Source organism: Agarivorans sp. (assembly GCF_050295395.1).
Lineage (GTDB): Bacteria > Pseudomonadota > Gammaproteobacteria > Enterobacterales > Celerinatantimonadaceae > Agarivorans.
This window is the reverse complement of record NZ_JBNKPP010000272.1, coordinates 1-9108: the sequence shown is the minus strand read 5'-3', so window position 1 is coordinate 9108 and position 9108 is coordinate 1. Positions and strand designations below refer to the sequence as shown.

Here is a 9108-nt window from a genome sequence, read left to right as displayed (position 1 = left end):
ACTTACGCGTAGCCAGCTTTAATGGCATGAGCCAGCAAAGCATCGCAGCTGCGGCTAAGTGGTCTCGGCCGGAAAGCGGGGAAACCTTGCAGCGGCTTATCAGCGATATAGACTTACTCGACCAATTTCCCTTAAGACTGGCAGCGCCATGGCTTTGGGCCATTGCCATTGGCGGAATTTTTGCTGCAGCATTGAGCTTGTGCTTACCCAGCAGTCTTAATTATTTACTTGTGATACTAGCACTAAGACTGCTCGTTATTCCGTTACTGTTCATTCCTATTGGACTGCGTCTAAGCCGCCAAGAAGTGGCGCTTAGCGGGCAGCGTCGTCAAGTAAACTTAATTGGTTTACAACTTTTAACCACCCTACTCACTTTTGGTCGCTGGAGCGACTATGCCGCTAAATTAGCGGCCACAGATCAAGCCATTAGCCAACGCCAAAAGCAACTGCAACTGAGCGTATTAGCCAGTGAACTACTTGCCCAATGCCTGCACCTAGTCGGCTTAATGATATTGGCGATGCAAGGTAGCCAGTTGGTGCTCGCAGGCAGTCTACACCCAGCTATTTTAGTGGGCTTACTACTGGGCTGGCTGGGCCTAAACGAGGCTTTCCAAGTATTATCGCAATTGCACTTAGCTAGCGGTTATAGCTTGGCAGCCCGCGATAGAACCAACCAATTACTCGCCACCAGTGAAGAGGCAGGCCAACAGATTCAGAGCGGTGAAGCACCTGAGCCGGAAGCAAAAGTTACACTCAAAATCACTCAGCTGGGCTGCGGTTTTAAGCCGGAACAGCCAATATTGGCGCAACAAGATCAAACTATTGAAGCTGGTGATGTGGTATTACTAAAAGGCCGTTCAGGAGCAGGTAAAAGTTGCCTATTGCAAACTCTTGCAGCCGATCTTAGCCCCTTAAGCGGCAGCATTCTATTCAAAGGTGTCGAGCAGCAGCAACTAACCGCCAACGACTGGCACCGCTGTGTGGCCTATTTAACTCAGCGCCCAACTATCTTCCAATTAAGCATAGCGGCAGACTTGCGCTTAGCCGCCCCTAAAGCCAGTGACCAAGAATTAGTTGAAGTTCTGCAACTGGTTGGCTTAAAGCCATGGCTAGATAAACAAAGTGAAGGTTTACATACGCTATTAGGCCAATACGGAGTGGGTTTATCCGGAGGTGAACTGCGGCGCTTTGCACTAGCTCGACTATTACTGACTCGCGCTCCAGTGCTATTACTCGATGAGCCCTTTTCTGGTTTAGACCAAGCAACAACCGAGCGCTTAATTCAAGCCTTAGTGGAGTGGCAACGCGATGGTATCTTAATCATTGCCAGCCATCAGCAATTAGACCACCGCGCATTTAACCGTCATTGGTCATTGGACTAAGATAAAGACTTTCGCCCCAGCATTCGCGGGCGAAAGCGCTGGCTTTGCCCATGACGTTTCGAGTACAGTTTGACTAACATAAAGCCACAAGCTAAACCCACGCCCCCCAGTAAAATACTGGCTAACTCCTGCAGGTTTGAGCCAAACATGGCTTTACCTATGCCCGCCCCAGCAATTAATAACAACAGCGGCATCAAGTAGATAACCAGAGCGCTATGCAGCACGTTTTTAGCATTCAGCGCTAACTCTATTTGCTCACCGGGTTCAACGTTCTCGGTCAGTTCAACTTGAAGCTGGTGAGTGCGCTTAGGAAAAGCCTTGGCTAACGAGCTATTACCACAATGCTCGGCACTGCCACAACTACCACAAGCGCTTTTACTCACACACTCAACCGTGGCCATACCCTGGTCAACAGCAATCACCTTAGCGGTTTCAATAATCAAAGATGGCTTATTGAACTGGCTCAAGCGGAGCCTCCAAATACGGACCGATCTTCACATCATCGGCAATTTTAGACGCGGTTTCCGGTGGAATTTCCCCCACCACGGTAAATTCAATACCTTGTTTTACCAGCGTATGTAAACTAGTGGCACCTTGGCGCACTAACTGCTCACGCAGTGGGTTTGTTTTACCAATGGCATTGGCATAAACCGAAATATCAAATAAGCCATCGGTTAACTTGACGTAGTCAACCGATTCAGACAGCACGGCTAAAGCATGTTGCTCATGCTGAACAACTTCCATGCCTTTAGGGTACCAGCCTAATTTCCAATTCAGTTGATGGTTTTTTTCATCCAACGTATCTTTGCCTACCACTGCATTAGGCATATCCAAGCTAGCTAGCTCTTTCATCCATTCGCTAGGGGTATCAAATTCAGCCAAGGTGACCGCCATATGCTGCTCGACCAACTCACCACTTTGATCAACCACATCTAAACGTAAAGGCAACTGAGTGCTAAAATCCACCCAAAAATACAGACCATATAAATCCCCAGTTTTAGGCACAATTCTCATTACTTGAGCAGGTCTGCCAGCGACTCTACTTTTTCCAGCAATCACTAGATCATAGTTGTCTTGTAAATGACTAAGGTCGACGGCCGCTAAACTACCAAACATGCCAGGTAAACGGCTGGAAGCCAAACTATATGGTTGCTGGCCCGGCTCAAAAAAAGCTACCGAGTTTTGTCGATATACCGCCTCATTAGCGGGACCATTTAAATACACTCGATGAGCCACTTCCACCCCATCAACCACACCATGAATAAAACGTACCGGTTCGATGTGGCCTTGGCGAACAATAATGTAAGAAATTTCGTATTGCCGCTGATGATAAGCTTGCTGATAATCTTGTAATAAAGAAAGGGCGGGACTAGCTTGGCTTTGCTCAACACTTTGGGTTGGGCTAACGGGACTTTCTGCTAAAACAGAAAAGGATGCCAGCAATAACATTACTGGCATCCCTATAATTTTAAACCGCATAGGCTAATTCATTACTCTACAATGCGTTGCTGAAAACGATGATCCTGTAAATAGGCACTAATTCGCTTACGTTGCTCAATAATTTCGGCCTCACTCAACTCGCGAGGTTGCGGGCTAGACTGCAAGCTAACAGGTGCCACCGCACCACCTACAGGCACAGTATTAAATACCGGCAACGGCTGATCGCCCTGTTTGTTCTGATCAGAATATTGTTGAACCCCGATAATCGCCGCCACAGCAACCGAGGCGGCTATTGCATACTGCCCCGCGTATTTGAAGAAGCGAAGCACCTTGGCTGAAGACTCGCTTTTTTCTGCGGTTTGAGGTTTAGGCGCTACAATAGCAGGCTCTAGCTCTATGGCTGCAGCCACGTTACTAGCAATATCAAGATCAATTTTCTTCGGTGTTTCGCCACGAAGTAGATCACCAATTAAATGATAATTACTCCATTGCTCTGTATGTTCCGGCTCATTGGCTAACAGATCTAACAGCGCTGCGTCGGTCAACTCGTTATCAACCAGTGCGGATAACTGTTCTTTATTTGCCATATTAGTCATTAATCCCCAAAGTTACCTACTTAAAAGCGGTTGTATCCGCTTTTCAATTGCATCCCTTGCTCGGAATATTCGTGACCTCACGGTTCCGACAGGACACTCCATAACACTTGCGATTTCTTCATAACTTAAGCCATCTATTTCACGAAGTGTAATCGCTGTGCGCAAATCATCAGGTAGTCCTTCCATTGTAGCAAAGACTACGTCTTTTATTTCATCAGACAATAACAAGGTCTCGGGTGTATCAGCTTCTTTAAGTGCTTCTGCACCGTCATAAAACTCGGCCTCATCTGCGTCAACATCATTTGCGGGCGGCCTCCGCCCTTGGGCAACAATGTGATTCTTTGCCGTATTAACGGCAATGCGGTACAACCATGTATAAAACGCACTTTCGCCTCGAAAGTTAGGTAAGGCACGGTAAGCTTTAATAAACGCATCCTGCGTTACATCTGCCACATCACCATGATTTACTACATAACGTGATATTAGGTTCGCCACCTTGTGCTGATACTTTTGTACCAACAAATTAAATGCCGCTTTATCGCCTCGCTGAGTCCTCTCGACTAGCGCTTGATCTGTCCACTGTTCTGACATTGCTGACTACCGTCCTCCTAATGCTTGAGTTTCGGTAGCTTTTTTGGCGGCACATCTCTTCAGACTGCTTGTTTTCAAAAAAGTTCTCTTCCAAACAAATAAATTTTTGCGCCTCTGTGAGACACTGCCAACTTGAGTTAGTTTCAGTTAAACTAACCTATACTCCAATTTTCTTCTAACCACGTATAAGAGCGCATCTATGGAATACACAAGTGATGTTCTAATAATAGGCAGTGGCGCTGCAGGCTTAACCATGGCCTTGAACTTAGCCGATTATGCCAAAGTCCACGTGTTGAGCAAAGGACCTCTCAAAGAAGGCTCGACTTATTACGCCCAAGGAGGCATTGCTGCTGTATTCGATAAGAATGACAGCGTAGAAGAACATGTCAATGATACCTTGATTGCTGGTGATGGCTTATGTGACGAAGCCACCGTAAAATTTACAGCTGAAAACAGTAAAAAATGCATCGACTGGTTAATTAACCTAGGTGTGCCCTTTGATCAAGAAACTGCATCTAATGGAGAATCTAAGTACCACCTTACTCGCGAGGGGGGACACAGCCGCAGACGGATTCTACATGCCGCCGATGCCACCGGAAAGGCGGTACAAAAAACCTTGGTCAGCGCGGTATTAAGCCATCCTAATATTAGCATTTTGGAACGTTTTAACGCCGTCGACCTGATAACCGAAACGAAAGACGGTGAAAAACGAGCGGTAGGTGCCTATGTATGGAACCGCAACCGCGAGCGGGTTGAGGTGGTTAAAGCAAAATTTATTGCCTTAGCTACTGGTGGAGCCAGTAAGGTATATCAATATACTAGTAACCCCGATGTCAGCAGTGGCGACGGTATTGCCATGGCTTGGCGCGCGGGCTGCCGCGTGGCCAATATGGAGTTCAATCAATTTCATCCAACTTGTTTATATCACCCAGATGCGCGAAACTTCTTACTGACTGAAGCGCTACGCGGCGAAGGAGCCTTGCTAAAACGGCCCGATGGGACTCGCTTCATGCCAGACTTTGACTCCCGCGAAGAACTCGCACCGCGAGATGTGGTGGCCAGAGCCATCGATTTTGAGATGAAACGACTGGGTGCCGACTGCGTTTACCTCGACATTAGCCACCGCGATGACGAATTCATCGAACTGCACTTTCCCACCATCTTAAAACGCTGCTTAGAGTTAGGCATTGATATTCGTAAACAGGCGATTCCAGTAGTGCCCGCCGCTCACTATACCTGTGGTGGGGTCGTGACTAATTTAGAAGGCAAAACCGACCTCAACAACCTGTATGCGATTGGCGAAGTCGCTTACACCGGCTTGCATGGGGCGAACCGTATGGCCAGTAACTCTTTATTAGAATGCGTGGTGTTTGCCCATTCAGCCAGCCAACATATTAAGCAACACCTAGATGAAGTTGCGCTTTGTGAGCACATTAAACCTTGGGATGACAGCCAAGTAAGCAACTCTGATGAAGAAGTGATTATTAACCACAACTGGCATGAGTTACGGCTATTTATGTGGGACTACGTAGGCATTGTTCGTACCAATAAACGACTACAACGGGCGATGCGCCGTATCCATCTGTTGCAACAAGAAATTTTTGAATACTACTCTAATTTCAAGGTGGGTAATAACTTGTTAGAGTTACGTAACTTGGTGCAGGTGGCTGAGCTAATTGTTGGTTGTGCAATGCGCCGCCATGAAAGCCGCGGCTTGCATTACAACCTCGATTACCCAGATAAACTGGATAAAGTAAAACCTACTATTCTTGACCCAAATAGCTTTTATCAAGAACAAGATAGGCAGCTATAACTGATACAGGCTTGCCACGGCAAGCCTGTTATTTTTCTGGGCGCTCATCATACTGCGGAAAGTTGACCACGAAGCACAGCTTACGATAAACCTGATTTGGCAGGCTATCGGCAAAAATCACCTTAACTATAAGTTTTTGTTGTTGCCAGCAGATTAGGCAACATGCGCCTTTCGCCACCCGTGAATAACTTGACCAAGTGCAGCACAAGCTTTGTTCAGCGGAAATAAACTCAATGCCACTAGCACTAAATATTCCCCTAGGTCGATAATGCCACCAGTGATACAGCAGCACGGCATCGGCCAATAAACAGGCGGGCAGCAACGGGATAAGCTTAGCGTACAGCGCCAATATCACCAGTTGCAGCAAGCCACCAGCGATAATCAGCAACAAATAATAAAGCGAAGGAGAAGTGCAGAACTCACACTTTGACGCGTTTGAGGATAACATCAACCATATCTGCTAGTTCTTGGTCTTGGCATGGTTTGTGCCCCATAAACCAGGCAAATAAATCTGGGTCGTCACAGGCCAATAGGCGTTTAAAAACTTGTTTCTGGTGTTCACTTAAATCATCGTAGGCTTCGTCTACAAAAGGCATAAACAAAACATCTAACTCTAACATTCCACGACGACAAGCCCATTTTAAACGCGATTTATTTTCCTGCATGTTGTTCCTTGAATACATGAGTTACACTGATCAGCAACTCTAAATCCACAACAAAAGCGCTGAGCAGTAGCGGTAAAAGTATTGACGAAGATACCACTTCAGCAACAGAATTACACCTATATAAGCTTGACCTAGCTCTCAATGGAAGTCGACTATGTCCCAACAAACTTTATGTACTTTGCCTCCTTTACTAGTGCAGCCCTTAGATCAATGGCACTTAGTAAGAGTAAGCGGAGATGATGCTCAAAGCTATTTACAAGGCCAGCTAAGCTGCGATGTAAACAACTTACAGCCTGGACAGCAAAGCCTTGCTGCACACTGCGATCCAACGGGGAAAATGTGGTCGGTATTAAGATTATTTCGCTTAGCGGAAGACTTTCTTTATATGCAGCCCCTATCGATTGCCGAAAAGCAATTAGCCGAGCTGAAAAAATATGCGGTATTCTCTAAAGTCAGCATAGCAACAGAAAGCCAATTGCAAACCATCGCGGTCATGGGTAGCGAAGCGCCACATTATATCGCCGAAAAATTTGGTGATGAAATAGCCAGCCACGGCGGCCTGATTGACCAAGGGATCTGTGTGCATATCGACGGACCTAAGCGCCGTTATTTAGTCATCACCCAACAGCAAGATTGGGGACAAGATGCTCCTAGCAGTGAGCTAGATGCCAATAAACTATGGCGCGCCTTACAAATTGTATCGGGTTTACCCACCATCGAGTTGGCGACCCAACAGCAATTTATTCCCCAAGCTTTAAATCTACAACACCTCGATGCCTTATGCTTCTCTAAGGGCTGTTATACTGGCCAAGAAACCATCGCTCGGGCGAAATACCGTGGTGCCAATAAGCGCGCCACGCTACGCTTGGCAGGTCACGGCTCGGTTCTACCTCAGCCTGGTGACCGGCTAGAGCAGCAAATGGGTGAGAACTGGCGTGGTAAAGGCACGGTTTTACAAGCAGTGCAATTAGAACCGGGCTACATTGAGCTATTGGCGGTATTAAATAACGATACCGATGCCGATACTAAATTTCGCTTAGCTGGAGATGAGCAAAGCTTATTCACCATTGCTCAGCTACCCTATAGTATTGGCGACTAACACTCAAAATTAGCAGACATTCAAGGGAACCAAGATGGATCTACAGCAGCAACTTGAATCACCTTGTATTCGCCAATGCACACTAGATGGTGATGACATTTGCGTAGGGTGTTTTCGCCACATAGATGAAATTTGTGGCTGGAGCAGCATGGATGTAGCAGCCAAGAGAAAAGTTCTACAACATTGTGAGCAACGTAGAAAACTCGCGCCTGTTTGGAAGTTTGCCACCCTCACCCACAAAAACTAATTCAATCCAAAACCGCTAAGCACATGCTTAGCGGTTTTTTCAACTAACCAAAATCACCGTTAACGTAACCGTAGTACTCGCTGATACCTGTGCAGCAAATAACATATAGGCAGCGCTTAAGGTGGAAACTAGCTTAGATTTCATAACTCTTCTCTTTAAAATATAAGAATAACAGTGGACCTGTCTAAGTCGCCGCCATTGAAATAAGCCAATGTGACTGTACGATTACAAGCAGAATTTGAGAAATAAAAACGCAGCTCAAAGGCTGCGTTTTTAACAAAAATATGTCGAGCTCTAAGCACCGCGCCAACTTCGAACACGCCCGGTATCTAAGTGAATAAAACCGCTGCGAGGATAATAACCAACACCACCCAAAGCTAAATCCAGCGCGGCTTGATGAACCTTCGCAAGTTCGACTCCTTTCACCCTAAGATCCACCGCTTGCCCAGTCATGTGAAAGCTTTTTTTAGCTACGCCATTAGATTTGCTACGCAACATTTCATTGGTGGCTGGTGAGCGATAACCAGAAATAATTTCAAACTGCTGTTGTCCACCTAAACTCGCCTGCAACAAATCCATTTGCATATATAAAGCACGATCCATATCGATGGCTTCATTACGCCTAAAGTCTCGCAGTAATTCATCCAGCTGGCTTAGCTGAGAAGCTTGAAACTGACCATTTTTCCAAAAGCACACTTCACAACTTTCATTAGTGTGCAAGTTAGTTAAGTTAAGAAAGCGTTTATTTGTCTGCTCTGCGAACTGTCTGGCAATAGCAGAGCTGGCAAAACTTTTTGGTATACTAAGACCGACTAACCCAGCGCCTAAACCCACTAAAAATGACCGCCGTTTTATATTTCGGTCTAACATTTACTCTTACCCCAAATCAGTCAAAAAACTATCAACTTGGAGAAAAGTACCGAGAAAAAGGCAAAAAAGCAAACAATTCACTGGCTCCAAGCCCTAAGCTCGCCAATAGGCTGCTCGATATTTAAGCTAAATATTTGTTTGTTATATGTTTTACTAAGTTACACTTTTTTTTCATTAGAGAAGTTATAAATATCTTTTCGATAATGTAAGCCCCCACTATGATCAAACCACGAAGTGAAATACACCATGTATACTGGCACCTTATGCCGTAGCGGTAACCACTTATGTTGCTGCTTGGCCAACAACGATTGCTTATAGGCGTGACTATAACCGGCCTGCTCAAGCAAAGTTTCGGCGAGAAAATCGGCCGCTTCAACTCGAATACATCCAGAGCTAAAAGCGCGC

At 45.9% G+C, this 9108-nt stretch carries 11 protein-coding genes and 1 pseudogene; 4 read left to right on the top strand and 8 right to left on the bottom strand.

Annotation, left to right across the window (positions count from 1 at the left end; genetic code table 11):
- Positions 1-1382, top strand: a 1382-nt coding sequence (locus ACQY6Q_RS16315) for an amino acid ABC transporter ATP-binding/permease protein (RefSeq protein ID WP_427983055.1), incomplete at its 5' end; no start/stop codon positions are given.
- Here ACQY6Q_RS16315 and ACQY6Q_RS16310 read toward each other — a convergent pair.
- From ACQY6Q_RS16310 to rpoE, 4 genes are read right to left on the bottom strand one after another with little or no spacing between them, the layout of a single operon-like run.
- A complete protein-coding gene (locus tag ACQY6Q_RS16310) occupies positions 1379-1849 on the bottom strand; it encodes a SoxR reducing system RseC family protein (RefSeq protein ID WP_427983052.1) in 471 nt (156 codons plus the stop codon). The two genes, ACQY6Q_RS16315 and ACQY6Q_RS16310, sit on opposite strands and share 4 nt — an antisense overlap.
- Entirely contained in the window at positions 1833-2831 is a 999-nt protein-coding gene (locus tag ACQY6Q_RS16305; RefSeq protein WP_427983050.1) for a MucB/RseB C-terminal domain-containing protein, read from the bottom strand. Before ACQY6Q_RS16305 ends, ACQY6Q_RS16310 begins: the two co-directional genes overlap by 17 nt.
- A gap of 41 nt (positions 2832-2872) precedes the next feature.
- A complete protein-coding gene (locus tag ACQY6Q_RS16300) occupies positions 2873-3409 on the bottom strand; it encodes a sigma-E factor negative regulatory protein (protein ID WP_427983047.1) in 537 nt (178 codons plus the stop codon).
- A gap of 21 nt (positions 3410-3430) precedes the next feature.
- A complete protein-coding gene (gene rpoE / locus ACQY6Q_RS16295) occupies positions 3431-4009 on the bottom strand; it encodes an RNA polymerase sigma factor RpoE (protein ID WP_427983044.1) in 579 nt (192 codons plus the stop codon).
- 199 nt (positions 4010-4208) lie between these two features.
- On the opposite strand from rpoE, the gene nadB reads away from it, so the two are divergent.
- The gene (gene nadB / locus ACQY6Q_RS16290; protein WP_427983042.1) at positions 4209-5822 is read left to right on the top strand and encodes an L-aspartate oxidase; all 1614 of its coding nucleotides are present in this window, start codon (positions 4209-4211) and stop codon (positions 5820-5822) included.
- A 28-nt stretch (positions 5823-5850) separates the two neighbouring features.
- Here nadB and ACQY6Q_RS16285 read toward each other — a convergent pair whose 3' ends face one another.
- The gene (locus ACQY6Q_RS16285) at positions 5851-6270 is read right to left on the bottom strand and encodes a hypothetical protein (protein ID WP_427983041.1); all 420 of its coding nucleotides are present in this window, start codon (positions 6268-6270) and stop codon (positions 5851-5853) included.
- A complete protein-coding gene (locus tag ACQY6Q_RS16280; protein WP_427983039.1) occupies positions 6242-6487 on the bottom strand; it encodes a succinate dehydrogenase assembly factor 2 in 246 nt (81 codons plus the stop codon). Before ACQY6Q_RS16280 ends, ACQY6Q_RS16285 begins: the two co-directional genes overlap by 29 nt.
- A 154-nt stretch (positions 6488-6641) precedes the next feature.
- Between ACQY6Q_RS16280 and ygfZ the strand changes: the two genes are divergently transcribed.
- Positions 6642-7586 (top strand): tRNA-modifying protein YgfZ, encoded by a 945-nt coding sequence (gene ygfZ / locus ACQY6Q_RS16275; protein ID WP_427983037.1) that lies wholly within the window; start codon positions 6642-6644, stop codon positions 7584-7586.
- Positions 7587-7620: 34 nt separating this feature from the next.
- Positions 7621-7833 carry a DUF1289 domain-containing protein gene (locus tag ACQY6Q_RS16270; RefSeq protein ID WP_427983036.1) on the top strand — a complete coding sequence of 71 codons (213 nt, stop codon included), beginning with the start codon at positions 7621-7623 and terminating at the stop codon, positions 7831-7833.
- A 294-nt stretch (positions 7834-8127) separates the two neighbouring features.
- Here the strand turns inward: ACQY6Q_RS16270 and ACQY6Q_RS16265 are convergent, their stop codons facing one another.
- Together ACQY6Q_RS16265 and ACQY6Q_RS16260 are read right to left on the bottom strand one after the other, a co-directional pair.
- Positions 8128-8703 (bottom strand): DUF882 domain-containing protein, encoded by a 576-nt coding sequence (locus tag ACQY6Q_RS16265; protein ID WP_427983035.1) that lies wholly within the window; start codon positions 8701-8703, stop codon positions 8128-8130.
- Between the two features lie 158 nt (positions 8704-8861).
- Positions 8862-9108: pseudogene (locus ACQY6Q_RS16260) on the bottom strand (L,D-transpeptidase family protein); the annotation flags it as partial.

Excerpts from the sequence above, each read along its gene's own strand:
- ACQY6Q_RS16305 (WP_427983050.1), bottom strand. The coding sequence starts at position 2,831 with ATGTTATTGCTGGCATCCTTTTCTGTTTTAGCAGAAAGTCCCGTTAGC.
- ACQY6Q_RS16300 (WP_427983047.1), bottom strand. The coding sequence starts at position 3,409 with ATGGCAAATAAAGAACAGTTATCCGCACTGGTTGATAACGAGTTGACC.
- rpoE (WP_427983044.1), bottom strand. The coding sequence starts at position 4,009 with ATGTCAGAACAGTGGACAGATCAAGCGCTAGTCGAGAGGACTCAGCGA.
- nadB (WP_427983042.1), top strand. The coding sequence starts at position 4,209 with ATGGAATACACAAGTGATGTTCTAATAATAGGCAGTGGCGCTGCAGGC.
- ACQY6Q_RS16285 (WP_427983041.1), bottom strand. The coding sequence starts at position 6,270 with ATGTTATCCTCAAACGCGTCAAAGTGTGAGTTCTGCACTTCTCCTTCG.
- ACQY6Q_RS16280 (WP_427983039.1), bottom strand. The coding sequence starts at position 6,487 with ATGCAGGAAAATAAATCGCGTTTAAAATGGGCTTGTCGTCGTGGAATG.
- ygfZ (WP_427983037.1), top strand. The coding sequence starts at position 6,642 with ATGTCCCAACAAACTTTATGTACTTTGCCTCCTTTACTAGTGCAGCCC.
- ACQY6Q_RS16270 (WP_427983036.1), top strand. The coding sequence starts at position 7,621 with ATGGATCTACAGCAGCAACTTGAATCACCTTGTATTCGCCAATGCACA.
- ACQY6Q_RS16265 (WP_427983035.1), bottom strand. The coding sequence starts at position 8,703 with ATGTTAGACCGAAATATAAAACGGCGGTCATTTTTAGTGGGTTTAGGC.